Origin of the sequence: Afifella sp. IM 167, assembly GCF_020144925.1 — a bacterium.
In the GTDB taxonomy this organism is placed as follows: domain Bacteria; phylum Pseudomonadota; class Alphaproteobacteria; order Rhizobiales; family Afifellaceae; genus Afifella.
The window spans coordinates 181,675-207,464 of sequence record NZ_NSLC01000004.1; the positions used below are offsets into that span (position 1 = coordinate 181,675).

20 protein-coding genes and 1 pseudogene are annotated in these 25,790 nt (G+C 64.8%); 17 read left to right on the forward strand and 4 right to left on the reverse strand.

Features of this window, described 5'->3' with window-relative positions; genetic code table 11:
• Positions 1-35: 35 nt before the first annotated feature.
• Positions 36-1,205: a glycosyltransferase gene (locus tag CLD20_RS08445; protein WP_224406176.1), complete on the reverse strand. Its 1,170-nt coding sequence runs from the start codon at positions 1,203-1,205 to the stop codon at positions 36-38.
• A gap of 326 nt (positions 1,206-1,531) precedes the next feature.
• On the opposite strand from CLD20_RS08445, the gene CLD20_RS08450 reads away from it, so the two are divergent.
• The 8 genes from CLD20_RS08450 to CLD20_RS08485 all read left to right on the forward strand — a co-directional run bounded on the left by CLD20_RS08450 (position 1,532) and on the right by CLD20_RS08485 (position 12,425).
• Positions 1,532-2,632 (forward strand): glycosyltransferase family 4 protein, encoded by a 1,101-nt coding sequence (locus CLD20_RS08450; protein ID WP_224406177.1) that lies wholly within the window; start codon positions 1,532-1,534, stop codon positions 2,630-2,632.
• 206 nt (positions 2,633-2,838) lie between these two features.
• Complete coding sequence (locus tag CLD20_RS08455; protein WP_224406178.1) at positions 2,839-3,942, forward strand: glycosyltransferase family 4 protein; 1,104 nt, start codon at positions 2,839-2,841, stop codon at positions 3,940-3,942.
• 309 nt (positions 3,943-4,251) lie between these two features.
• Positions 4,252-5,841, forward strand: coding sequence for an FAD-dependent oxidoreductase (locus tag CLD20_RS08460; RefSeq protein WP_224406179.1), 1,590 nt, complete (start codon positions 4,252-4,254; stop codon positions 5,839-5,841).
• A 200-nt stretch (positions 5,842-6,041) separates the two neighbouring features.
• Positions 6,042-6,947 (forward strand): sulfate adenylyltransferase subunit CysD, encoded by a 906-nt coding sequence (cysD, locus tag CLD20_RS08465; RefSeq protein ID WP_224406180.1) that lies wholly within the window; start codon positions 6,042-6,044, stop codon positions 6,945-6,947.
• Positions 6,947-8,863 carry a sulfate adenylyltransferase subunit CysN gene (cysN, locus tag CLD20_RS08470; RefSeq protein WP_224406181.1) on the forward strand — a complete coding sequence of 639 codons (1,917 nt, stop codon included), beginning with the start codon at positions 6,947-6,949 and terminating at the stop codon, positions 8,861-8,863. The genes cysD and cysN overlap by 1 nt, the downstream gene beginning before the upstream one ends.
• Before the next feature lie 240 nt (positions 8,864-9,103).
• A complete protein-coding gene (locus CLD20_RS08475) occupies positions 9,104-9,919 on the forward strand; it encodes a hypothetical protein (protein WP_224406182.1) in 816 nt (271 codons plus the stop codon).
• A gap of 135 nt (positions 9,920-10,054) precedes the next feature.
• Positions 10,055-10,783 carry a hypothetical protein gene (locus tag CLD20_RS08480; protein WP_224406183.1) on the forward strand — a complete coding sequence of 243 codons (729 nt, stop codon included), beginning with the start codon at positions 10,055-10,057 and terminating at the stop codon, positions 10,781-10,783.
• A 169-nt stretch (positions 10,784-10,952) separates the two neighbouring features.
• Positions 10,953-12,425 (forward strand): lipopolysaccharide biosynthesis protein, encoded by a 1,473-nt coding sequence (locus CLD20_RS08485; protein WP_224406184.1) that lies wholly within the window; start codon positions 10,953-10,955, stop codon positions 12,423-12,425.
• A gap of 243 nt (positions 12,426-12,668) precedes the next feature.
• Here CLD20_RS08485 and CLD20_RS08490 read toward each other — a convergent pair whose 3' ends face one another.
• Positions 12,669-12,956, reverse strand: coding sequence for a hypothetical protein (locus CLD20_RS08490; RefSeq protein ID WP_224406185.1), 288 nt, complete (start codon positions 12,954-12,956; stop codon positions 12,669-12,671).
• Positions 12,957-13,118: 162 nt separating this feature from the next.
• The gene (locus CLD20_RS08495; protein ID WP_224406186.1) at positions 13,119-13,784 is read right to left on the reverse strand and encodes a transglutaminase-like cysteine peptidase; all 666 of its coding nucleotides are present in this window, start codon (positions 13,782-13,784) and stop codon (positions 13,119-13,121) included.
• 179 nt (positions 13,785-13,963) lie between these two features.
• Here CLD20_RS08495 and CLD20_RS08500 point away from each other — a divergent pair, with 179 nt between their 5' ends.
• The 4 genes from CLD20_RS08500 to CLD20_RS08515 all read left to right on the forward strand — a co-directional run bounded on the left by CLD20_RS08500 (position 13,964) and on the right by CLD20_RS08515 (position 18,944).
• On the forward strand, positions 13,964-14,914 hold the full coding sequence (locus tag CLD20_RS08500; RefSeq protein WP_224406187.1) for a sulfotransferase domain-containing protein: 951 nt from the start codon (positions 13,964-13,966) through the stop codon (positions 14,912-14,914).
• 341 nt (positions 14,915-15,255) lie between these two features.
• Entirely contained in the window at positions 15,256-16,470 is a 1,215-nt protein-coding gene (locus CLD20_RS08505) for a polysaccharide biosynthesis/export family protein (protein WP_224406188.1), read from the forward strand.
• Between the two features lie 286 nt (positions 16,471-16,756).
• Positions 16,757-17,824 (forward strand): polysaccharide deacetylase family protein, encoded by a 1,068-nt coding sequence (locus CLD20_RS08510; RefSeq protein WP_224406189.1) that lies wholly within the window; start codon positions 16,757-16,759, stop codon positions 17,822-17,824.
• A gap of 520 nt (positions 17,825-18,344) precedes the next feature.
• The gene (locus tag CLD20_RS08515) at positions 18,345-18,944 is read left to right on the forward strand and encodes an exopolysaccharide biosynthesis protein (protein ID WP_224406190.1); all 600 of its coding nucleotides are present in this window, start codon (positions 18,345-18,347) and stop codon (positions 18,942-18,944) included.
• Here the strand turns inward: CLD20_RS08515 and CLD20_RS08520 are convergent.
• Entirely contained in the window at positions 18,917-19,687 is a 771-nt protein-coding gene (locus tag CLD20_RS08520; protein ID WP_224406191.1) for a phosphatase PAP2 family protein, read from the reverse strand. The two genes, CLD20_RS08515 and CLD20_RS08520, sit on opposite strands and share 28 nt — an antisense overlap.
• A 204-nt stretch (positions 19,688-19,891) precedes the next feature.
• Between CLD20_RS08520 and CLD20_RS08525 the strand changes: the two genes are divergently transcribed.
• The 5 genes and pseudogenes from CLD20_RS08525 to CLD20_RS08545 form a co-directional block, all read left to right on the forward strand.
• A complete protein-coding gene (locus CLD20_RS08525) occupies positions 19,892-21,496 on the forward strand; it encodes an ABC transporter substrate-binding protein (protein WP_224406192.1) in 1,605 nt (534 codons plus the stop codon).
• 178 nt (positions 21,497-21,674) lie between these two features.
• On the forward strand, positions 21,675-22,682 hold the full coding sequence (locus CLD20_RS08530; RefSeq protein WP_224406193.1) for an ABC transporter permease subunit: 1,008 nt from the start codon (positions 21,675-21,677) through the stop codon (positions 22,680-22,682).
• A gap of 97 nt (positions 22,683-22,779) precedes the next feature.
• Positions 22,780-23,634, forward strand: coding sequence for an ABC transporter permease subunit (locus CLD20_RS08535; RefSeq protein ID WP_224406415.1), 855 nt, complete (start codon positions 22,780-22,782; stop codon positions 23,632-23,634).
• Positions 23,635-23,747: 113 nt separating this feature from the next.
• Positions 23,748-24,722, forward strand: a complete 975-nt coding sequence (locus tag CLD20_RS08540; RefSeq protein WP_224406194.1) for an ABC transporter ATP-binding protein — start codon at positions 23,748-23,750, stop codon at positions 24,720-24,722.
• Positions 24,719-25,666: pseudogene (locus CLD20_RS08545) on the forward strand (dipeptide ABC transporter ATP-binding protein); the annotation flags it as partial. The gene CLD20_RS08540 and the pseudogene CLD20_RS08545, both read left to right, overlap by 4 nt.
• Positions 25,667-25,790 lie beyond the last annotated feature (124 nt).

Sequence of the window (25,790 nt, forward strand, 5' to 3'; positions counted from 1 at the left end):
GGTCGGCCCTCCGGCGAAACGACATGCGCCGCGATCTAGGCCGCCTGGGGCAGCTCCGCCTTGCGGTCGAGCGCCTGCAGGATGATCGAGAGGTAGGAGCCCACAGAGGCCGCCACGCCGAATTCGCCGGCGCGCTGCCTGGACAGCGCGGCGTAGCGCTCGCGGGTCGCCTCGTCGGCCATGTTGCGGATACCCTCCGCAAGCGCTGGCGCATCGTTGACGGGGACGAGGATGCCGTAGCGCTCCATCTCCATATGGGTGACGCGGGGCCGCTCGTAGCCGGCGAGGATGTCGAGGGGGCCCGAATTGCAGTCGGTGGAGACCACCGGACAGCCGAGCGACATGCATTCCACCAGCGAATTCGGAAATCCCTCCGCATTGGAGGAGGAAACGAAGAAGCGCGCAGCCTTCATCGTCGGATAGGGATTGCCCACCCAGCCCGGCATGAGGACGCGCTCGCCGAGGCCGAGCCGTGCGACCTGAGCGGTCAGCGCCTGTCGCTCCGGCCCCTCGCCGAGAATCACCAGCGGCAGATCGATGTCGGCGGCGGCATAGGCTTCGAGCAGCAGCCCGAAATTCTTGTTCGGGACGAGGCGGCCCGCCGCCAGGACATAGTCCTCGGGCAGGGAGACTTCCGCCGCGGCCTCGGCCCTTGCCTCGATATCTGACAGATCGACCGGATTGTGCACGACGGTGATGAGGTCGGCCGGCACGCCGAAGTTCGCCGCCAGATCGTCCTTGATCCCCTGGGCTACAGCAATGACAGCATTGGCCCGGGGATAGGTGACGCGAATGAGCCAGCGCGAAAGCTGTCCGGAAAGGTTCGTCGGCAGATGGCTGCTGGTGTGCACGCGCTCGCTGAGGATGCAGGGAAAGCCGAGCAGCCGGGAAGCGGCGACGTTGGCGCAGTTGGCCCGGTTCAGGAAGCTGACGGCAAGATCCGGGGAGAGCCGGCGCAACAGCCGGATCAACTGGATACCCGATTGCAGCATGCTTCCCCGGCAATCGAGCACATGCTTCTTCACCCAGCCGGGCGTGCGCTGCCTCTCCTCTTCGATATCGAGCAGAACGAGGTGCACGTCGCAGCCGGCAAGCGGCTCGGCGAGATGTTCCAACAGGTTCACCAGCACGCGCTCGGCTCCGCCCCCCGTCAACGAATTGATGACGAACACGATCGTCGGGCGTTCCTTGAAGGAGTAGTTCATGTTCACGTGCCTTGACCACCTCGCCGGCGAACGAACGGACTGGCCGAACGTCGAACCTGGGCGATAGTTACAATTTTCGGAGAATCCTCGCCACCTATCGCGCCCGTCTGCAATCGACTTGCTGGACACATGGTTAAGGCCCAGCGAGCAGAGAAGAGGGAGATACATTCCGCAATGGATGACCGAATAATATAAGCCCTTCTTTTGTTTGGATATTTCAAGCATTCGCAAAGAAAATGCATTGGACACAAAATGAACCGGCCGGTATGTTAAGTTGCCGCGCCCGGTGGTGGCGCGGGCACCATACGGCGCGACCGGAGTAAGGAATGAAGATCTGCGTTATCGGGTTGCGTGGCATTCCGGGCGTCGGGGGCGGCGTAGAGACACATTGCGAGCAATTGCTCCCCCGCCTTCGGCACCGCCGCTCGGAGGACGAATTCGTCGTCGTCGCCCGCCGGCAATACGTCCCCAGCCAGCCCTATCAGTTCGAAGGTCTGCAGGTCGTCCCCCTGCGGCACCTCCATGGCAAATACCTGGAAGCGATCAGCAGCGCCTTCGTCGGTGTCGTCTACGCCGCCTTCGTCGCGCGCGCCAACATGCTGCATATCCATGCGATCGGGCCCGCGCTGTTCGCGCCGGCAGCAAGGCTGCTGGGGCTGAAGGTGATCGTCACCCATCACAGCGAGAACTACGATCATTCGAAGTGGAACCGGCCCGCCCGCTTCGTCCTCAGGATGGGCGAAAGGGCCGCGATGTACTTCGCCGATCGCGTGATCGTCGTCTCGCCCTCGCTCACGCAGAAGCTGATCCAGAACTTCCCGAGCAAGCGCAGCAAGATCACCTTCATCCCGAACGGTGCGAACCATCTGGCTTTTGAGAACTCCGATTCCACCGACGTGCTGGAACGTTTCGACCTCATAGACCGGCCTTTCATCGTGTCCGTCGGGCGCATCGTCCCGGAGAAAGGCTTCCACGACCTCGTCGCCGCCTTCGACCGATCCGGCTGGAACGGCAAACTGGTCATCGTCGGCGGCGCCGACGATGACGATCCCTACTGGCAGAACCTGAAAAGCGCCGCATCCTCGAAGGTCGTCTTCACCGGTTACATGCAGCACGCCGATGTCGCCGTCCTCTTGCGACACGCCTCGCTCTTCGTGTTGCCGTCGCATAACGAGGGACTTTCCATCGCGGCGCTCGAGGCGGTCACGGCCGGCGCATCGGTGCTCCTGAGCGACATCCAGCCGAATGTCGATCTCGGCCTGCCGCCCGAAAACTATTACCCTGTCGGGGACGTGGAAGCACTCGCCCACAAGCTGACCAGCGATCACGAGCAGTATCGCGCGCCGGCCGAGGAGATTCTGGCGCGCTACGACTGGGAGGCAGTTGCCGATGCCACGAGCAAGGTGTACTCGGATGCTCAGGCCTGACGCGCGATGTTGCCGGGTCCCCAGATCATCCGGCCATCGCATCGAGGCTCTCAGCCGCCGCGCTTCGTGGAGAACGACCGTGCCGACAGCCGAGCGCGCCCGCGGTTCAGGCAACGATTTGGCCATATCCCCCCGCTAAAGGAGTTGGAATGCCAACAGCGAACAGGTTGCCGGCAAGCCATCCTTCGGTGGAATCGGAGTAGCTCATGAGAGTATGCGTCTTGGGCTTGCGCGGGCTTCCCGGGGTGTCAGGCGGCGTCGAAACCCATTGCGAGCAACTGTTTCCGCGCCTGAGAAGGCGTCGGCGCGACGATCGCTTCGTCGTTGTGGCACGACAGCAATATGTCGACCCGCATCAACCTTACGAGTTCGAGGGCCTGACAATCGTGCCGCTCCAGCATCTGCGCGGCAAGTACTTCGAGGCGTTCAGCAGCTCGATCGTCGGTCTGTTCTACGCGGCATTCGTCGCCAAAGCGGACGTGGTCCACATCCATGCCATCGGGCCCGCGCTCGTTGCCCCACTCGCCCGCCTGCTCGGGCTCAAGGTCATCGTGACCCACCACGGCACGGATTACAGCCGGGCGAAGTGGAACCGCTTTGCCAAGGCCGTGCTGCGCCTCGGCGAGCGCTGCGCGGTCCATTTCGCCAACCGCGTGATCGTGGTCTCCCCGTCCCTGGCGAAACGGCTGGCGGAAAGCTTTCCCGGGCGAAAAGAGAACATCGTCTTCATTCCGAACGGGGCCAACCATCTCGACCCGGAGTACGCAGACAGCGACGCCATCGTCGACCGCTTCGACCTCGTCGACCGCCCCTTCGTGATTTCGGTCGGCCGCATCGTGCCGGAGAAGGGCTTTCACGATCTCGTCGAGGCCTTCAAGAAGTCTGGCTGGAACGGCCGTCTGGTGATCGTGGGCGGGGCGGAGGAGGACGACCCGTACTGGCAGTCGCTCCGCATGAAGGCCAGCGAAAACGTGATCTTCACCGGCACGCTTGCCCGCAGCGAACTCGCCGTGCTGCTGCGGCGAGCCTCGTTGTTCATCCTGCCTTCCTATCACGAGGGCCTGCCGATCGCCGCGCTCGAGGCGATGGCGGCAGGGGCGCCCGTCCTCCTCAGCGCCATTCAGCCGAACCTCGACCTCGAACTGCCGGCGAGCCACTACTTTCCCGTCGGAAACACCGAGGCGCTTGCCGCGAAGATCACCTCCGACCACCGCGGCTTCTTCCTCGAGGCGGACAAGGTTCTCGCCAACTTCGACTGGAACCGTATCGCCGACGCCACGAGCCAGCTCTACGCCTCCCTCGCCTGCTAGTGACGACGCGCTCCGCGTCCGTCCAATCCGAAGCGATCTGATTGAGCTTGAGAAAGCGGGTTAAGCCTGCCTCAGGGCGGGTATGCCCGCGCGACGAGCATCGCTGGCGAACTCTCCAGTCGAGTTTTACACAGCTTCGTTAGACTACTAATTATGTGCTCGACCTCACCCGCGGTTTTGTGCACGCTCCTGGCGCGGATTTGCCTGCATCCGCGCCCCGTTCCGGGGTTTTGAGAAGCTTCCGGGCTCGCCGCCTCCATGCGAGCGCAGCACCCGGTATTTGCATCTGCAACAACTCCGGGCACCATCATGACGCTGCTTCAGCTGAGTGATATCTCCGATCGCACTGAGGTGAGAGCCTCGGTATGCGTCATCGGGGCCGGACCTGCAGGCGCACTCGCCGCCTACCGGCTCGCCCGCCAGGGCGTATCGGTCCTCCTCCTGGAAAGCGGCAGTCTGAAAGCGGCGGACAGCGACGAGACGCTCAACGAGGTGGAAAGCAGCTCGGGCGAGTACCAAGGCGCCCGACTTGGCCGTCGTCGCGGGCTCGGTGGCACCTCGGCAGAATGGGGCGGACGGCTGATCCCGCTCACGCCGCACGACATGTCGGAGCGGGCCTATATCGACGGGCCGGCCTGGCCGGTCTCATGGGCGCGGCTGCAGCAGTTTTCCGAGGAGATCTGCCAACTCCTCGACGTCGCCGCGCCGAAGGACGTCGCCCACGACAAGACGCTAAAAAAGCACGCCTTCTACGATCAGGACATCGTCCTGCGCCAGCCGGCGATCGTGCCGATGCGGGCGCGCAACATTTTTTCCGCGCTCCACCGGCGCGTGCGGCGCAAGGAGAACCTTCGCACGGTGCTCGATGCGACCGTCACGGGTTTCGTGCTCGACAGAGAGCGTGGCGTGGTCAACGGCGTGCGGGCCAGAAGCCGCACCGGCAGGGAGATGGTCGTCAAGGCCGACCAGTTCGTCCTTGCCGCCGGCGCCCTTGAATCGACGCGTCTTCTCCTCCTTCTGGACCGCCTGGCCGATGGCAGGCCATTCGCCTCGTGCCAGGCGCTCGGACGTTATTTCCAGGACCATCTCGTGGTCGATCTCGGCCAGGTGATCGGCGGCAGGCCGCAACTGGTGCAGCGCCTCGCCGGCCGGCCGGGGATGGGTGGGCTCAGCCGGGCACTGCATCTGGAACTGTCCCCGGAGGTCCAGCAGGCCGAAAAGATCACCAGCGCCTATGTTTCGCTTCACCTCGACGCCAGCGGGCAAGCCGCCGTCTACGATCTGCGCAACCTTCTGCGCGACCTGCAGCAGCCGGGCGGACGCATGCGCCGCTCCGACGCCTTCCTGCTGTCGCGGAGTGCCAGCCTCGTCGCCAGAATGGGGCTGTGGTCGCTCTATCCGCATCGCGCCTTCCTGCCGGAGGGCGTGAAGCTGAAGGCGCAGCTGCGGATCGAGCAGCGCCCGTCGGCCGCCCGGCGGATCTCGCTCTCATCGGCGCATGACCGACTCGGCGTGCCGCGCATCCGGCTTGCGTGGGGGGCGGATGCGCACGATGCGCGCGCCCTCGAAAAGGCCCGAACCCGTTTCCTCTCCGCCTGGGACAGGAGCGGACTTGGCAAATCGTGCCTGATCGCCTGGGAAAGCTACGGCACCGACGCGCCGAACGCGCTCGGCAATCTTGCCAGGGACGTCTACCATCCGTCGGGCACGACCCGCATGGGCGTCAACGGGCACAATTCCGTCGTCGATTCCGACCTGTTCTGTCACCACGTGCCGAATTTGAGCGTGTTGAGCGCTTCCGTCTTTCCGACCGCGGGCAGCGCCAACCCGACGCTGACCTTGCTGCAACTGTGCGCACACGCCTCAGATGCGATCGGCCGACGCGCCACCTCCGCCTAGGCGCGGCCCGGGACGGGCGCGGCGGGGCGATGAGGCTTTCGTCGAATACGGTTAACAGACGATTGCGGCGCCGACAGTAACTTTATTAGGAGAAAGGGGCTGTCTTTTCGAACTTGTCCAAGCTAGCCGGGATTGCCGCCGGCCACGATCGGATCGACATCCGGTCAGGGAGCGGGGCAAATTTACAGGAGTGCAGGTTCTTGTCTGAGCGAGTTTCGCATCTGAAGCGACTGGAGGCGGAATCCATCCGCATCATGCGCGAGGTCGCGTCCGAATTCCGCAATCCGGTCATGCTCTATTCGATCGGCAAGGATTCCTCGGTGATGCTGCACCTGGCGATGAAGGCGTTCTATCCTTCCAAGCCCCCCTTCCCTCTCCTGCATGTCGACACGACCTGGAAGTTTCGCGAGATGATCCAGTTTCGCGACGAGACGGCAAAGAGGCTCGGTCTCGACCTTCTGGTGCATACGAACCAGGACGGGCTGCAGCAGAACATCAACCCGTTCGACCACGGTTCTTCGCACTACACCCATGTGATGAAGACCGAGGCGCTGAAGCAGGCGCTGACCGCCCATGGCTTCGACGCGGCCTTCGGCGGCGCGCGGCGCGACGAAGAGAAATCGCGCGCCAAGGAGCGCATCTTCTCGTTCCGCACCGCCACGCATGCCTGGGACCCGAAGAACCAGCGCCCCGAGCTGTGGAACGTCTACAATACGCGCGTGAAGAAGGGCGAGAGCATTCGCGTCTTCCCGCTGTCGAACTGGACCGAGCTCGATATCTGGCAGTACATCCTCGCCGAGGACATCCCGATCGTGCCCCTCTACTACGCCAAGGAACGGCCGATCGTGGAGCGCGACGGCACGCTGGTGATGGTCGACGACGAGCGCCTGCCGATCCATCCGGGAGAGACGCCGCAGATGCGGCTGGTGCGCTTCCGCACGCTCGGCTGCTACCCGCTGACCGGGGCCATCGAGAGCCCGGCCACGAGCCTTGAAGAGATCGTCGGCGAGATGCTCATCGCCCGGACATCGGAACGCTCCGGCCGCCTGATCGATTCCGACGAGTCGGCCTCCATGGAGAAGAAGAAGCGTGAGGGGTATTTCTGATGGCTGAAGCCGTTCCCGACGTGGCTCTCGTCACGGACTACCTCGCCGAGCAGGAAAACAAGGGGCTGCTCCGCTTCATCACCTGCGGCTCGGTGGACGACGGCAAATCGACCCTGATCGGGCGGCTGCTGTACGATTCCAAGCTGATCTTCGAGGACCAGCTGGCGACGCTGAGCCGCGACAGCCGCAAGCACGGCACCGTCGGCGGCGACGAGATCGACTTCGCGCTTCTCGTCGACGGGCTCGAGGCCGAGCGCGAGCAGGGCATCACCATCGACGTCGCCTACCGCTTCTTCACGACGGAGGCGCGCAAGTTCATCGTCGCCGACACGCCCGGCCACGAACAGTATACGCGCAACATGGCGACGGGCGCCTCCAACGCCGAGCTCGCCATCATCCTCGTCGATGCGCGCCAGGGGGTGCTGCCACAGACGCGGCGCCATTCCTTCATCGTGTCGCTCGTCGGCATCAAGCATGTGATCCTGGCGGTCAACAAGATCGACCTCGTCGACCATTCGCAGGAGGTCTTCGAGCGGATCGTCGCCGATTACCGGTCCTTCGCCGCCTCTTTCGGCTTCGAGACGCTGCAGGCGATCCCGATCTCGGCGCGCTACGGCGACAATGTCATGTCCCGCTCGGAGAAGACCGCCTGGTACAGCGGTCCGACGCTGAAGGAGCAGCTGGAGACCGTCGAGGTCGCTGACGACCTGGAGCAGAAGCCCTTCCGCATGGTCGTGCAGTGGGTCAACCGGCCGAACCTCGACTTCCGCGGCTTCTCAGGCACCCTCGCCTCCGGCTCGGTAAAGCCGGGCGACGACCTCGTCGTGGCGAAATCGGGCCGGACCTCCAAGGTGAAGTCGATCGTGACCTATGACGGCAAGCTGGCGGAAGCCTTCGCGCGCGACGCCGTGACGATCCAGCTCGAGGACGAGATCGACATCTCGCGCGGCGACGTGCTCGCCAAGGCGACGGAGCGTCCCGAAGTCGCCGACCAGTTCCAGGCGCGGCTCATCTGGATGCAGGACGATCACGACCTGCTGCCCGGCCGGCCATATCTGCTCAAATGCGGCGCCAAGACCGTGACGGCCACGGTGACCGAACTCAAGCACAAGATCGACATCAACAATTTCGATCACCTGGCGGCAAAGACCGTGCAGCTGAACGAGGTTGCCGTGATCAATCTCGGCCTGTCGGAGCCGATCGCCTTCGATGCCTACGAGGCGAACCACGAGACCGGCTCCTTCATCCTGATCGACCGGCTGTCGAACCACACGGTCGCGGCCGGGATGATCGACTTCGCCCTGCGCCGCGCCTCGAACGTGCATCTGCAGGCACTCGATGTGCACAAGGCGAGCCGGGCCGCACAGAAGGACCAGAAACCCGCGGTGCTGTGGTTCACGGGCCTTTCGGGCGCCGGCAAGTCGACGATCGCCAACCTCGTGGAGAAGAAGCTCCAGGCGGGAGGCCAGCACACCTATCTGCTGGACGGCGACAATGTCCGGCACGGCCTCAACCGCGACCTCGGCTTCACCGAGGCCGACCGGGTGGAGAACATCCGCCGCGTCGCGGAGACGGCCAAGCTGTTCGTCGATGCCGGCCTAATCGTGCTCGTCTCCTTCATTTCACCGTTCCGGGCCGAGCGACGCCTCGCCCGCGAGCTGGTGGAAGAGGACGAATTCATCGAGATCTACGTCTCGACGCCGCTGGAACTTGCGGAGAAGCGAGATCCGAAGGGGCTATACAAGAAGGCCCGCGAAGGGAAGATCAAGAACTTCACCGGCATCGACAGCCCGTACGAGCCGCCGGAGAATGCCGAGATCGTCGTCTCGACGGCCGAAAAGAGCCCGGACGAACTGGCAGACCAGATCGTCGCGCATCTTTCCGACAGGGGATATCTGAGCGCCCCCAAGGACTGACATTCGAGAGGAGCCGGCTTGCGTTTCACGGAACGAAGCCGGCTCACCTAGACATGTGTGTTCGATTCGAGGCGGATTTCCTCAACGCCGATTCGACGTTGCCATTTCCACTTTGAAGCTATATTGAATCTCATGTTAAGCTTGAGTGCGGATTATGCGTGACTTTCTGGCGCACCGTGCAAGACTTCAAAGTTCAGGGTCGGCAGTGCCCACCCGTCAACGAGTTGGGAGTTCAGAGTGATGTTCAGCGGTAGCGACCGTCTTCGAGTTGCGCTGGTGGCGCTCACCTTCAGCCTGGCCGGTCCGGCCATGGCCCAGGACCAGCCTGCTGCGCCCGACACGTCCGCGGCGCCGGCCCCCAGCCTCGACAATGTGCCTTCGTTCGCGCCTTCCAGCGAAGACGGCGTGGCGCCTGTGGCGAACAACGACCGTCCGGTGGGCGAAGCTCCGACCGGCAGCTGCTTCCAGGAGCCGCTGCGTCTTTCCGACGAAGAGGTCGCCAATTTCCTCGACGATCCGTCGAGCGTGAGCGAGGGCAAGACGGGCTTCGAGCTCACCTCCACCTACCGCAATCTGGCGGGATCTGACGTGCGCGCCATCGACAAGCTCGTCGAGCTCGCCCAGTCGCCGAATGCGGACACCAACCAGATCGCCAGCATCGGCTCGGCCCTCGGACAGGTGGCGCAGATGTGCGTCGTGGATCGCCCGGACATCTCCGAATATGCGCAGTTCGCCGTGGCTTCCGCCGGCGTCGAGCCGCTGACGACAGCCTTCGTCGCCTCCACCGGCGACTTCGCAACGGCCGGCCTCACCGGCGCATTCGGCACCGCCTCTCCGGGCGGCGGCGGCGGCGGCGGCTCGCCCATCGGCGGTTTGGGCGCTTCGGGCTTCGCCAGCAACGGCAACACGAGCGCCCAGGGCGGCGGCGGCGGCTTCTCACCGTCGAGAAACAGCCCGTCCTTCATCGACGACAACAATTCCCGCTCGAGGCAGCAGAGCTCGCTCGTCAGCTCCTTCGTGCCGCCCACGCCTCCGGTCAGCGCGTTCGTTCAGTAAGATCGGGCGTTCTTGGTGAGGTCGGGCACTCGCCCGGCGACGACGCGCACGCGCGCACGCCGCAAGACATCAGGCTTCAGGCCTCGCGCATCGCGATCATTGATCGCGATGCGTTTTTTGCTGGCTGGATGCGTGGTGACCCTTTCGGCCATTCTCGCCTATGGCGCCGAACTTTCCATATCCCAACGCACGCTCGTGCGGGCCGCCGACCAGCTGCAGCGCGGCAAGGTACCCCCCGAGCCGATCCTCGGCGAACTCGATCGTGACGTGGACGCGCCGGCCCTCGTTGCAGAGTGTCGCCCGGAACTCGTCCGCGCGGCACTGGCCTTCAAGCTTCAGCGGGCCGACGCGGCGCTGCGTGAGGTGAGCTCGGGCAGAAGAGACGCGGCGCTCGCCGAGGCCGACGAGGCGCTTCAGGCGGCGCTTACCTGCACACGCTACGACGGTCAGGCATGGCTCAGGCTGGCGGTGGTGGAAAACAGCCGCCACGGGCCCACCGCGCGGGCGATCGAGGCACTCGCCCTCTCGCACCGGACCTCGCCCTACGAGGCATGGATGGCAGAGGCCCGCATTCCCTTTGCCGCGCTCCTGCAATCGGCGGGTATCGAGGCCGTCGAGCCGGTGCTGGCGGAGGACGTGCGTACCCTCATCGAGACTGGCAAAACGGATCCCATCATCGCCACCCTGCGCAAGAGCCCCTCCACCGTGGAGCCCTTCTTCCGCGAGGCGATCGCCGCGACAGAACCGTCACGGCGAGATCGTATCATCCGGGAGATGCGCCAGGCTTCGCTGATCATGGGAACCGCCCCGAGCGAGGAAGACGCGGCGACGCAGCCCGGCGAGGCGAGCGAAAAAACCAAGTGAGACGAAGGTGCTTCGCCGATCGTGCCGTCGGCGATACCTTTTCCCAGCTATGCAGTTCCCATGTTTCCCGGGGTAGCTTTCCGACATGAGCGAAGAAGAATCTGGCGCTGGATCCGGGCAGAAGCCCAAACGCAGCCTGACCGGACAGGCCGTAGGTGGATTTGCCTGGATGTTCTCCGGCGCAGGGGCGGAGTCCGTCCTGAAAATCCTTGTTATCGCGGTCCTCGCCCGCATCCTCACGCCGGCAGAGTTCGGCATCGTCAGCGCCGCCATGGCGATCGTCGCTCTGGCGGAGATCTTCGGCCAGATCGGCGTACCCCCGGCGATCGTCCAGATCCGCGAGCTCACCGAAAGGCACATTCGCGTCGGCTTTACGGTGGCGATCCTGTCGGGTCTTCTGGTGGGCGGCGCGGTCTACTACCTCGCACCCGTCGCGGCGACGATGTTCCAGATTCCGGAGGTCGAACCGGTCGTCGCCGTGCTCGCGCTCGCCTTTCCCATCAAGGCGGTTGCGGTCGTCTCGGAGGCGCTGCTGCGCCGCGAGATGCGCTTTCGCGTCCTGGCGACGCTCACCCTGCTCAGCTACCTCGTCGGCTACTCGCTCGTTTCGGTGGTCCTCGCCCTCCTCGGCTTCGGCGTCTGGTCCCTCGTTGCCGGCGTGCTCGCCCAGTTCGCGCTCATGTCCGCCGGCACGCTCTACTATTCGCCGCACGCCATGCGTCCGCTCTACGACTGGCCGGCGCTGAAGACGTTCGGGCGGTTCGGGTTCGGCATCACCCTGTCGCGCCTGGGCAACTACATCGGCTCGAACATCGACTACGTGATCGTCGGCCGCTTTCTCGGCGTGGAGGCGCTCGGCCTTTATTCGCGCGCCTACCAGATGCTGCTGCAGCCAACCAACCTCATCGGCAAGGCGGGAGAGAACGTTCTCTTCCCCGCCCTCGCCTCGATCCAGACCGACATGGAACGGACGGTGCGCGCCTATTACCGTGCACTGGCGCTCATCGTCGCCATCGCGCTGCCCCTCAGCGCCTATCTGGTCGTGGTCGCACCGCAGGTCATCCACCTCATGCTGGGCTCGCAATGGGACGGCGTCATCCTGCCGTTCCGGATCCTCGTGCTCTTTCTGTGCTTTCGAATGGGCTACAAGGTGACCGTCGCCATCCTGCGGGCACAGGGCGCCGTCTACCGGCTCGCCTTCTGGCAGTGGCTTTACGCCATCAGCATCACCGCCGGCGCGATGATCGGCCAGCTCTTCGGCATCGCCGGCGTCGCAGCAGGCGTCTCTCTCGCCATCATGGCGAGCTTCATCATCGGCCTTCTGGCAACCAGGAAGATTGTGGCGCTGTCCCTCAGCCGCGTCGCCCTCATGCTCGCACGCCATGGCCTCGTCGCCATCGTGGTCGGGGCCGCAGCCTATGGCGGGCTCGCAGCGATCGCCGATTATTCGCTGCCCAGCATCATCGAGATCGGCGTTTCGGGCGTGGCGGCCGGCATCGCCCTTCTGGCGCTTTGGTTCATCGTTCCATCCCTGTTCGGGGACGAAGGAAAGTGGATCCGCAGCATCATCACGCCGGCGATCAGACGACGCCTGCCAACCTGGTTTCCTCTCATTCCGCGCCCGGCGGCAGACGAGAGCTGACCTCCGTCGCGGCTTGCGCCTGAAGCGGGCCGCTCCGGAGGCAGGCCAACGCTGCGCGGGTCAAGGCGAACGTCGGCACGGCGGCGGCAAGTTCCGCTCTCCGGCTCCCTCGCAGGAGACCATGGGCGGGCCTTAAGGACCGCGCCTGCGGATGCAGCTAGGGATTTCTGGAAGCGGGCGCCTTCCGGCCTCAAAGGGCCGTCAACGCCTTAGTCGGGAGGGAGCGTTAGTCGGGAGGGCGCTTCAGCTGGGACGGCGCCTCTGGACGGCCATCTGGGCGGCGGCCGAAGGCCCCTTGTCCTCCGCACAGAGCATGGCCTGTCCGATGAGCGAGAAGCCATAGCCGAACTGGAACGAAACCATCAGCAGAAAGGCCCTGCCGAGCGCCGGAAGCATCGGTTCCGCCAGAATGATCGCGAGTATCGCCGAAGCGACTGGCATGAAGCATGAGAGGAGGAAGACCACCCTCACGTTCACCCAGAACGCTATAACGGCTCCGACGACGAGGAAGAGGAGGCATGCCTGAATCATTGCGCCCACCGACTATCGCTCAGGAACGATCTCCTGACCGACTTAATATGAGTTTAAGATCAAAAAAAGGACGACGGGCAAGTTGATGCAGATTCTCTAGCAGAGCTTGTCCCAACGCTGGACCACACGGACCGGCAGAGCTGCACAAACGATCGGGCGAGCTCACGTGCCTGGTCTGGTCTCGTCGATCCCGGCCGTGGTAATTCGCTGTTTGGGCGTTGCTTTCGCCGTCGCCCAGGTGGCGAACCAGGTGCGCGGATTCTTGCCGGACTGGATCTTCGCCCAACGCAGATCGCTCTGCCACCAGGGCTCTACCCTGTCGCGACGATTATCGAGAACGAGATCACCGAGCGAGGTCCTGACGATCAGAACGGCATGGCCCTGACCGTCCGGCATGCGGGTGACGGCAATGCGCAACGCGGCCGCCGGCCAGCCCAGCTCTATGAGCTTCTCGCGCTTGGCGAGCGCGAAATCCTCGCAGTCGCCACTGGTGCGGGCGATCCGCCACTCATCGATACGATCGTTACGATCATGACGGGGCTCGACCGTGTGATTGATAAAGCGATTGACCGCCTGAAGCGCATAGAGCCTGTCGCCCGTCAGCCGCACAAGCTGCGTCGTGCTGCTCGACAGGCACTTGCTCGGATTGTGCACGCAGAACATGACGTAACCCATAGGGGCGAGCGCCGGGGAACGTTCTCCGATGTAAGGCGCAGGAGAACTGCGGTAGGCCGCAAGTACGGACTGAAGGCCGTTCTCCATTGCTGCTGCTGGTGTAGCCATGCCGACGACAAGCGCCAGGGCGGCGGTCCTCATGATGGGCAACATCTTCTGCTCCGGTATCAACATTCCGCCGGAGGATAGACAAACCGCCTTTTGCCTGGCTTAAGTCCCCGTACCCAGTTTGCCTCAAATCTGAATGGAATACGCTAGTCAATTTTTACTATTTCAAAATGCTCCGGTAGAGTGAGCCGTCAGTAGCTGCCGATCCGGCCTGCGGGCCAGAAGTGACCACAACGTTCTTGCCAAACGTAGGGGGGCTTCGAATGCTGCCGAACGTGCTGTTCATTGGACCGACGAAAAGCGGAACCACCTGGATCCACACCTACCTGCGTGCTCGGGAAGACATCGTTCTTCCTGCCGGGTGCAAGGAGACCTTCTTCTTCGACAAGCTCTATGCGCGCGGGCTGCCATGGTACGAGTCGAACTTCGTGCCGTCCCCGCAAGCAAAGGCATGTATCGAGGTCGCGCCTTCCCTCTTCTCCAAGCCGGAAACACCGCAACGTGTCGCCAAGGACTTGCCGGGCGTGCGCGCTATCGTGACGATGCGCGCTCCCGTCTCGCGCGCGGTCTCGCACTATTTCCATTATCTGAAGGCCGGCGAACCCGATCTCGGCTTCCCCGCGATGGTGGAGCGGCATCCAGCGCTCATTGAATGCGGGCTCTACTACAAGCACGTTCGACGCTGGCAGAAGGCGCTCGGCAACGAGAACGTCGCCTTCGTTTCCTACGACCAGCTCAGAGACGATCGGGCCGCGTTCTGCACGCAGCTCTGCGAAACGGTCGGCGTTCCCGACATGCCACCTCGGGGCGAGCTTGCATTGATGCGGGCGAATGTCGCAGCGGCCCCGCGCTTCCCGGCCGCAGCCTATGTCGCAAGGCGAGGGGCGGATGCGCTGCGCCGACGCGGGGCGCACCGCATCGTCAACGTGCTGCGCTCTCCTGCACTGCGCCGCCTCGCTTATGGCGGCCGGCCGCGGGAGGAGCACCAGGCAGCGATCGAACGCGACGCCTGGTCGATGTACGGCCACTTCCGCGACGACATCGAAAAGTTCGAGGCGATGCTCGGCCGTAAGCTCCCGGGCTGGCATCCGGAACCGCATCATGCTGGCACCGGGCCTTCCCAGGAAAAGGGCGAGGCGGCTCGCGCCGGGCGAGCAAAAGATAGGTACGTTTAAGTACCTCGAAGCAAGCGTTAAGTCTTCCTCTCTCTGCCCGGACATACCGCTACGGTATGTCGATGCATTTTGCCCCAATTTCGGGGTGGCGAGCCTGCTACAACGTACCGTCGAAAGTCGGGTTCTCGCTGCTAAGGCGCTCTAGAGTCACGAGAAGGCGCTTTCAGCCGCAAAAGCATGGCGCGGCTGCAACACTCTTGCATATTCGCCACTGTAGGTTGGCTTCGAGGTGTCCTGTGGCGTTTGAATCTGTTTCTGTGCCCGCTGTCGATCGATGCGCGGAAACGCGGCGTCGGACTCGGCTCATGTCTTTCGACAGAAGCTGACAAGGAACAGAACTAATGACGATTTCAGTCAGCGCATCGGTCGCTCGCATCGTCGCCGTGGCGCTCGTCGCGGCACTGGGGGGTTGCCAGGCTCTTCCTCGCTCCGGACCTGATGATGACACGATTCTGAAAAGCGCGACCACTACTTACGACGGAACCGACCCCGCCTATGTGCAGGGCTATGCCGTGATCGGCCTGTCTCCGAACGTTCTCGCCCACCTCAGTGCCGGCGGCACCGGATCCGTCTTCTCGACATTCGGCGGTGGCCAGGGTCCGGCACCGGACATCCGGGTTGGGATTGGCGACATCCTGCAGGTGACGATCTTCGAAGCCAGCACCGGCGGCCTTTTCATTCCCGACGACGCGGGCAGCCGGCCGGGCAACTACATCACCCTGCCGCAGCAGACGGTCGACCAGAGCGGCACGATTACCGTGCCGTATGCGGGCGCGATCGCTGCCAACGGCCGGACGATCGAGGACATCCAGTCCGAAATCGTGCGCCGGTTGGCAAACCGCGCCATCGACCCGCAGGTGGTCGTGAGCATGGTGTCGCAGCGGGCCACCACGGCATCGGTCGTGGGCGAGGTGCGCAGCCCGTCGGAACTCGCCATTTCCCAGGCGGGCGACACGGTGCTCGACCTCATCTCGCGCGCCGGCGGCATCTCCAATCCCGGCTACGAGACCTTCGTGACGCTTCAGCGGCGGCGCAAGAAGGCGACCGTGTTCTTCAACACGCTCGTCAACAACCCGCGCGAGAACGTCTACGTCGCTCCGGGCGACATCGTTTACGTCTATCGCGAGCAGCGCAGCTTCGTCGTCCTCGGCGCGAGCGGCCTCAACGGCCAGTTCAACTTCGAGGCCGAGAACCTGTCGCTGGCAGAAGCGGTCGGCAAAGCGGGCGGATTGCTCGACACCCGGGCCGATCCCGGACGGGTGTTCGTCTATCGTCTCGAGGATCCCAAGACCCTTGCGGAGATGGGCGTCGACCTCACCCGCTTCGAAGGGCCGCGCAAGCTGATCCCGACGATCTACCACGCCAACTTCCGCAAGCCGGCGGAGTTCTTCCTCGCGCAGGACTTCCCGATGCAGGACAAGGACATCATCTACGTGTCGAATTCGAACTCGGTCGAATTCTTCAAGTTCCTCGAACTCATCGACACCACCTCCGCCACCGTCGGCGGTGTGGCGACCGATGTCGGAACGACGCGGGATCTGATCCGCTCCTGGTAAGGCCGCTGACGCGCTCGAGCTTCACGGCCCTGCCTCCGGCACCCGGCTTCATCGCAACCGCGATCGCCGGGCGCCGCATCGGAAGCAGTATCGCCCGAGCCGCGTAGCGGACCTGGCCTCGCAAAGGCCGAATGTCCTGAACCCGGGCGCGGAGCCAGCCTCCGCGCCCGTTCCATAGGGGCCATGTGCCAGCCTTGCGCACGGCGATCCCCACCCGGGGTGTCTTCCGGGGCGACGGGATTTGCCCCAGAGCGGCCGGAGCGAGGTCTGGACCGGAGGAACGCCGTTGAGCCTTCGCCACCAAGGTATCCATCTCGCACTCAGAATGCTGGCGCTGATGCAGGCCGACCGGCTGCTGCCATCCGGATCGGACAGCGCAGGCGCCGTTCTCACCCTGCATCATGTGCGGCCCGACAGCGGGGCTGCGTTCCAGCCCAATGCAGGGCTCTGCGTCCAGCCCGAATTTCTGGATGCCCTGCTCGGCCGGCTGGCAGAAACGGGCCGCAGGTTCGTGCCACTTTCCAAGATCCTCGACGATTTCGAGGCCGGCCGCGCCGCGCCCGAACAGGTCGCGATCACCCTCGACGACGGGTATCGCGACAACCTCGAAGAAGCCCTGCCGGTCTTTCGCCGCCACGATGCCTTCTTCACCCTCTTTGCCTGCCCGGGCTTCTGCGACCGCACCGCGCCGCTCTGGTGGGAGGCGCTGGAACGGATCCTTGCGGACAACCAGGTGATCGCGGCGGAGGGGCACGGGCCGCCGGAAATGGCGGCCGCGACGCTGGAGGAGAAGAGCCAGGCCTTCACGGAATGGTCCGTCTGGCTGCTGCGCGTGAGCGAAGGGGAGGCGCGAGCAGCGGTTGAGGCCCTTGCCGCGCGCTACGGGCTCGACCTTGCTGCCCTTGCCCGCGAACTGGTCATGGACTGGGACGAGCTGCGTGTGCTCGCCGCCGAACCCCTTGCGACGATCGGCGCCCATACCGACACCCATCCGGCGCTTGCACGGCTTTCGCCGGAAAGGGCGCTGGAAGCCATGCGCTCAAGCGCCGACCGGCTGGAGGCGGAGCTCGGCGAACGGCCCGGCTGCCTCGCCTTTCCTTACGGCACGCCCGTCGCCGTCGGCGAACGGGAGGCGCGGATCGCGAAGGATGCAGGCTTCCGCGCCGCCTTCACGACGCGGCCCGGCATGATCCGCTTCGACGAGAACCCGCACTTTCTGCCACGCATTTCCGTGAACGGCCTCTATCAGGAGGTCCGCCTGCAGGAGGTGCTCTTGAGCCCGGGTCTGTGGCGGGCGGGCCGCGGCGCCCTCAGCGGCGTCCGGCGACTTTCAGGCGGACGCGTCCATCAGTAACAGCGCGGCCGGCAGGCCAGTCGCGGCGTCGCGCCGGTCCAAGCGGGCGTCCAGTCGAAGCGTCTGCCTCCGGGGAGAAGTAAGCCCCGGAAGCGTTCTCAAAATGCGCCGAGCCCCCACAGGATCAGCAGCCAAAGGGCAATGCTGAGGATCAGCACCAACCAGACACTGGGGCCCAAAGGCCAGCGGTGATCGTCGTCGTTTCGCATGGCCTCTATGAGCCACGGCGAGGCGCCATGGTTGAAGAACCGTTACGCCATTGTTCACCACATACAAATGTGATGGTTACGGGACCGTTTCGTCCAAAAGAACAAATTTCCCAAAGTTTTTACTTTCCGACGACGAAGAATTCCCCGGCCGGAGCTCTGCGCGTTCGTCTTCCAGACTTCTGGAGAGCCGTTTTTTGGCTGTCGCTTTGAAACCGTTCGCCGCTTCGGAGGCTTTTCTCAGCCGGAGGCGCCGCATTCCGCACCTACCCCAAGCCGATCCGATCCCACGCAAGACAAGCCCGCATGCAGCCATGAGAGACGAACCCCACAGCGTCGAAGATATTCTGGACCGCCTGGAAGGGCGCGCGGAAAGGCGCGGGCGCGTTTCGCTCGCCGACCTTGCCGACGCGGTCGGGCCTCGCAGCTACGGGCCGTTCCTCATCGTTCCGGCGCTTATCGAGCTTTCGCCCATCGGCGCCATTCCCGGCCTGCCGTCGATGATCGCTCTCGTCGTCGTGATTTTCGCGGCGCAGATGCTCTTCGGCCGCGAGCATCTCTGGCTGCCCGGTTTCGTCGCCCGTCGCCATGTTTCGGAGGCGCGGCTGAAGGATGCCGTGGAGAAGGTGAAGCGGCCCGCGCGGCGTTTCGACCGCTGGTTTCACGGGCGCTGGACCGCCCTCACCACCGTACCCTTCGTGCGCGTCGCGGCCATCGTTGTCATCCTGCTGGCCGCTTCCGTTCCGCCGCTGGAACTCATACCCTTCGCCTCCAGCGCACCGATGTCGGCCATCGCCGCCTTCGGCGTGGCGCTCCTCGTGCGCGACGGAATGGTGATGGCCGTCGCGCTGCTGGTCGCGGCGGCAGCCCTCGCCCTCAGCCTTGCCTACCTGCTCTCCGGCGGATTCTTCTGAGGGTCGCTGGCTTCCTCCACCGTTCCGCTCTCCTGCAGATAGAGCGCAATGACCCAGACGATCGCGGCCCAGGTGGCGCCGACAGCCCAGCCGGCGAGGACATCCGTCGGCCAGTGCACGCCGAGATAGACGCGGGAAAGGCCGACGAGGACCGTCAGCAGGACGGCAATGAACAGAGCGTATAGCTTCAGCGTCCGTCCCTCGCTGAAGCGCATGACGAGAGCGCCGAGCGTCAGGTAGACGGTCGCCGACATCGCCGCATGGGCGCTCGGAAAGCTGGTCGTAAAGACCTCCGCGGAATGCGCCACGAGATCGGGGCGCGGCCGCGAGAAGGCATATTTGAGCGCATTGACGACGGCAGTACCCCCGGCCAGCGAGGCGAAGACGAGGAAGCCGGCATGCGGGCGCTTCGTCAGCACGAGCCAGAAGACGACCGTCAGGGAGACGAAGACGAGCCCGAAGGTGGAGCCGAAGCTCGTCACGTCGCGCATCGTGTCCTCAAACCAGGCCGGCCCGATCGGGTCGGCATGGTCAGCCGGATTGCGCATCGACAGCATGATGAAGGTGTCGAAGGCGTGGGTGTCGCCCTCAACCACCTCGTCGGCAAGCGCGATGAAAGCCCAAAGGCCTCCAGCCGCCGCCGCGCCCACCACGAGAATGGCGAGCTCGCGCCCGGCCCAGCGTTCCCGAAGTTTTCGAAAGATTGAGAGTGCGCCCGACAGAAGGCGGTGAATGCTCGACATCGGGCCTACCTAGGGTGATTTGCAGCGCAACGGAAGCATTCTGCCGCAGCGGCAACCCGCCGCAGCACGTCAACACTTCGGGCGCCGTGACAAAGTTCCGCCACGTCGCAGTTGATTTCCCCTTTCATTCCGTCGTTACCTACGCTCTCGGCGGGCGAAGGCACGGTGCCCCCCGCGCAAAAGTTCCCCTCATAAGGAGCACATATGATCCTCAAATCCACGATCCGGACGCTGGCGCTCGGCGTAAGCCTGGCCGCCATGATGGCCGGCGCGGCCTCTGCCAAGACACTGGTCTATTGTTCGGAAGGCTCGCCTGAAGGCTTCGATCCGGCGCTCTACACCGCCGGCACCACGTTCGACGCCTCCTCCAAGCCGGTCTACAACCGGCTGGTGGAGTTCAAGCGCGGCACGACAGACGTCGTCCCGGGTCTTGCTGAGAGCTGGGACGTCTCGGACGACGGACTTGAATACACCTTCCATCTCAGGCCGGGCGTCAAGTTCCACACCACCGACTTCTTCACCCCGGGCCGCGAGTTCAACGCGGACGACGTGGTGTTCTCCTTCGAGCGCCAGCTGAAGGACGACAATCCGTACCATTCCTATGTGGAAGGGGCGAGCTGGGAGTACTTCAACGGCATGTCGATGCCGGACCTCGTGGAATCGATCGAGAAGGTCGACGACATGACGGTGAAGTTCAAGCTGACCCGCCCGGAGGCCCCGTTCATCGCCAACATGGCGATGGATTTCGCTTCCATCTTTTCCAAGGAATATGCCGACCAGCTGGCCGAGAACGGCCAAGAGGCGCAGCTCAACCAGCAGCCGATCGGCACTGGGCCCTTCCAGTTCGTCGCCTATCAGCCTGACGCGGTGATCCGCTACAAGGCCTTCGCCGATTACTGGAACGGCAAGCAGCCGATCGACGATCTCGTCTTCGCCATCACCACCGACAACGCCGTGCGCCAGCAGAAGCTGCTCGCCGGCGAATGCCATGTGATGCCGTATCCGAACCCGGCAGACGTGCAGGGCCTGAAGGACAATCCCGACATCAACGTGATGCAGCAGGAAGGCCTCAACGTCGGCTACCTCGCCTACAACACGAAGATGCCGCCCTTCGACAATCCGAAGGTCCGCAAGGCTCTGAACATGGCCATCAACAAGCAGGCCATCCTCGACGCCGTCTTCCAGGGCGCCGGCCAGGCGGCGAAGAACCCGATCCCGCCGACGATGTGGTCGTACAACGACGACGTGAAGGACGATCCGTACGATCCGGAAGCGGCCAAGAAGATGCTCGAGGAAGAAGGCGTCTCCGATCTCTCCATGAAGATCTGGGCGATGCCCGTGCAGCGGCCGTACAACCCGAATGCCCGCCGCATGGCCGAACTCCTGCAGTCCGACTTCGACAAGGTCGGCGTGAAGGCCGAGATCGTCTCCTACGAATGGGGCGAGTATCTGGAACGCTCCAAGGCCGAAGACCGTGACGGTGCCGTTCTCCTCGGCTGGACGGGCGACAACGGCGACCCGGACAACTTCCTCGCCGTGCTGCTCGGCTGCGACGGCGTCGGCGGCTCCAACCGCGCCCAGTGGTGCTACGAGCCGTTCGAGAAGCTGATCCAGGAAGCCAAGGTGAAGGGCAGCCAGGAGGAGCGCGTGCCGCTCTACAAGGAGGCGCAGGTCGTCTTCAAGGAGCAGGCTCCCTGGGCCACGATCGCCCATTCGGTCGTGTTCATGCCGATGGCCAAGAACGTGACGGGCTACGTCATGGACCCGCTCGGCGGCCACTGGTTCGACGGCGTCGACATCGAAGAGTAATCGCGCCTGGCGCGTGGAGGGCGGCCTGCGGCCGCCCTCCATCCTTTCCACGGGTCCAGTGCGAAGCGCCTCGTGCCGCCGGCCCGGCACCATCGCGACGACACATGATTGAAATCCCTGCTCATTCCTGTCCGCTTGCCTTGACGGCGAGCCGCCGCCCGTTCATGGGCGGCTGAACATGTTCCGTTTCATCCTCCAGCGCGTCGGGCTGTTGATCCCCACCTTCATCGGGGTCTCGATCGTCGCTTTCGCTTTCATCCGCCTGCTTCCCGGCGACCCGATCGTGCTGCTCGCCGGCGAGCGTGGCCTCACCCCGGAACGCTACGCCGAGCTGCGCCAAACCTTCGGCTACGACCAGCCGCTGGTCATGCAGTACCTCAATTATCTGTGGGGCATCCTGCATGGCGACCTCGGCGTTTCCACCGTCACCAAGCGCGGCGTCCTCAGCGAGTTCCTGACCCGGTTTCCGGCGACGCTGGAACTCTCCTTCTGCGCCATCGTGCTGGCGACCGCGATCGGCATCCCCGCCGGCGTCTTCGCGGCGGTCAAGCGCGGATCCTGGTTCGACCAGTCGATCATGGGAACGGCGCTCGTCGGCTATTCCATGCCGATCTTCTGGTGGGGCCTTTTGCTCATCATCCTGTTTTCCGGCACCTGGCATCTGACGCCGGTCTCCGGCCGCATCGACCTCATCTACTATTTCAAGCCGGTCACCGGCTTCATGCTGATCGATTCCCTGCTCTCGGGGCAGGAAGGCGCCTTCAGATCGGCCGTCAGCCACCTAATCCTGCCGACGGTGGTCCTCGCTACCATCCCCCTCGCCGTCATCGCCCGACAGACCCGTTCGGCGATGCTGGAAGTGCTGGGTGAGGATTATGTACGGACGGCGCGGGCAAAAGGGCTGGAGCCGCTGCGCGTCGTCGGCCTCCACGCCCTCCGGAACGCCCTCATTCCGGTCATCACCGTCATCGGCCTGCAGGTGGGCGTGCTCCTCGCCGGCGCGATCCTGACGGAGACGATCTTCTCCTGGCCGGGCATCGGCAAGTGGATGGTCGATAGCGTCTTCCGGCGCGACTACCCGGTCGTGCAGGGCGGACTTCTCCTGATCGCGGGTCTCGTCATGGTCGTCAATCTCATCGTCGACCTGCTCTACGGCCTCATCAATCCCCGCATCCGGCACAATTGAGACGACGATGGTCCACACCGAAGAGATGAACGCCATCGACGACGCGGAAGCCGCCAAAAGGCGGGCGCTGCGCTCCGGCTGGAGCGCGCGGCGGGCGATGGTCTCTGAGTTCTGGTTCTACTTCTCGGAAAACAAGGGGGCCGTGATCGGCCTCGTCGTCTTCCTCTTGCTCGTGGCGGTGGCGCTCCTAGCGCCGCTGCTTTCGCCCCACAGCCCGACCTTCCAGGACCGTAACGCGCTGCTCCTGCCGCCCTTCTGGCAGGAGGGCGGGCGCACAGCCTACCTCCTCGGCACCGACGCGGTCGGGCGCGACATCCTCTCGCGGCTCATCTACGGGGCGCGCTTTTCGCTGTTCATCGGCGTCGTCGTCGTCACCGTGGCGCTGACCGGCGGCATCCTCATCGGTCTCATCGCAGGCTTTTTCCGGGGGTGGATCGACATCGTCATCATGCGGGTGATGGACGTCATCCTCGCCTTTCCCTCGCTGCTTCTCGCGCTCGTCCTCGTCGCCATCCTCGGGCCCGGCCTCGTCAACGCGATGATCGCCATCGCGCTCGTGCTGCAGCCCCATTTCGTGCGCCTCACCCGCGCCTCGGTGATGACCGAGAAATCGAAGGACTACGTGGTGGCGGCGAGAGTGGCCGGGGCCGGGCCGATCCGGCTGATGACCAAGACCATCCTGCCGAACTGCCTGGCGCCGCTGATCGTGCAGGGCACGCTCTCCTTCTCCAACGCCATCCTGGACGCGGCGGCGTTGGGCTTCCTCGGCATGGGCGCACAGCCGCCGACGCCGGAATGGGGTACGATGCTCGCCGAAGCGCGGGAGTTCATCCAGAGCGCCTGGTGGGTGGTGACGTTCCCGGGCCTTGCGATCCTCGTCACGGTGCTCGCGATCAATCTCGTCGGTGACGGGCTGCGCGACGCGCTCGATCCGAAACTGAAGCGGAGCTGAGGAAGGAGCCGGTATGCCAAGCATGCGTGTCCGCCCCGGCGCCGTCGCACCCAGCGGCGCCTCCTGCCCTGCCGCCGGGCCGGCGGTCCTCACCCAATCGCGCGATTGCTGAAATGTCCCTTCTCCAGATCGAAAACCTCTCCGTCTCCTTCGCAACCGCTTCGGGTCCGTTCCTGGCGGTCGACCAGGTGGACTTCGCCGTCGATGCCGGCGAGCGCCTCGCCATCGTCGGCGAATCGGGCTCCGGCAAGTCGGTCGCCATGCTCGCCGTGATGGGGCTTCTGCCGCCGACGGCGACGGTGACGGCCGACCGGATGGAATTCGGCGGCCACGATCTGCGCTCCATCTCCCCGCGCGCCCGGCGCCGGGTGATCGGCGGCGACGTCGCCATGATCTTCCAGGAGCCGATGTCGAGCCTCAATCCGTGCTTCACGGTCGGCTTCCAGATCAACGAGGCGCTCGCCGCCCATACCGACCTTGACCGCAAGCAGCGGCGCCAGCGCGCGATCGAGCTGATGCAATCGGTCGGCATTCCGGAGCCGGAGCGTCGGCTCACCGCCTTCCCGCACCAGCTTTCTGGCGGCATGAGCCAGCGCGTCATGATCGCCATGGCGACCGCCTGCCGGCCGAAGCTCCTGATCGCCGACGAGCCCACGACGGCGCTCGACGTGACCATCCAGGCGCAGATCCTCGACCTCCTGGTCGACCTTCAGAAGCAGTACGACATGGCGCTCATCCTGATCACCCACGATATGGGCGTGGTGGCGGAGACGGCGCAGCGCGTCGTCGTGCAATATGCCGGCCAGCAGGTGGAACGGCAGGACGTCTTCGGCCTCTTCGAGGCGCCGCACCATCCCTATACCGCCGCGCTCCTCGACGCCCTGCCCGACCGGGCGACCGGGAACCGGCTGCCGGCGATCCAGGGCGTCGTGCCGGGCCAGGGCGACCGGCCCCGGGGCTGCCTCTTCAATCCGCGCTGCCGCTTCTCCGACGAGACATGCCGGCAGGTGGTGCCGCCGCGCCAGCCGCCGGAACTCGGGGAGGCGCTCTGCCACTATCCCCTCCACCGCGAGGAGCAGGCCGCATGAGCACGATCATCGAGGCACAGGACCTTTCGCGCTTCTACGAGGTAAGCCGGGGCCTCTTCGCCGAACCGGCGACGGTGCGCGCGCTCTCGGAGGCGAGCTTTTCGGTGACGGAAGGCACGACGCTCGCGGTCGTCGGAGAATCCGGCTGCGGCAAGTCCACCCTCGCCCGGCTTCTGACGATGATCGAGCCGCCCTCCGCCGGCGAACTCGTCATCGACGGCCACAAGCTCGGCGCGGCCAGCCGCTCCGAGCTCGCCGAGCTGCGCAAGACGGTGCAGATCGTCTTCCAGGACCCTTACGGCTCGCTCAATCCGCGCCAGAAGATCGGCTCCATCCTGGAGGAGCCGCTGAAGATCAACACGCGGATGCCCGCTAAGGAGCGGCGCGAAAAAGCCTTCGACATGCTGATCCGGGTCGGCCTGCGGCCGGAGCATTATGCGCGCTATCCGCACATGTTCTCCGGCGGCCAGCGCCAGCGCATCGCGATCGCCCGGGCGCTCATGCTCGATCCGAAGATCCTCATCCTCGACGAGCCCGTCTCCGCGCTCGACGTCTCCATCCAGGCGCAGGTGCTCAACATCCTCGCCGACCTGCAGGAAGAGTTCGGCCTCACCTACATCTTCATCTCGCACGACCTTTCGGTGGTGCGCTTCGTCGCGGACGAGGTGATGGTGATGTATCTCGGCCGGCCGGTGGAATTCGCGGCGGTGACGGAGGTCTTCGACAAGCCCCTGCATCCCTACACGGTGGCGCTCCTGTCGGCGACGCCGGTGGCCGATCCGCGCCGCACGCGCCAGAACATCAAGCTGGAGGGCGAACTGCCCTCCCCGATCAGCCCGCCGAGTGGCTGCCCCTTCCATCCGCGCTGCCGCTACGCGCGCGAGAAATGCAGCGACGTCCTGCCGCCGATGACGCTTCACGGTGAAACCTGGGTCGCCTGCCATGGCATCACCGACGGCTGGATCGACTATTCGGCCGAGCCGCCGCCCGCCTCCACCGTTGCGGTGGACGAGCTTCCGGGCGATGCGCCGGAAGAGCCCGGCGGCGCGGTGAAGGCGCCAGAGCCCG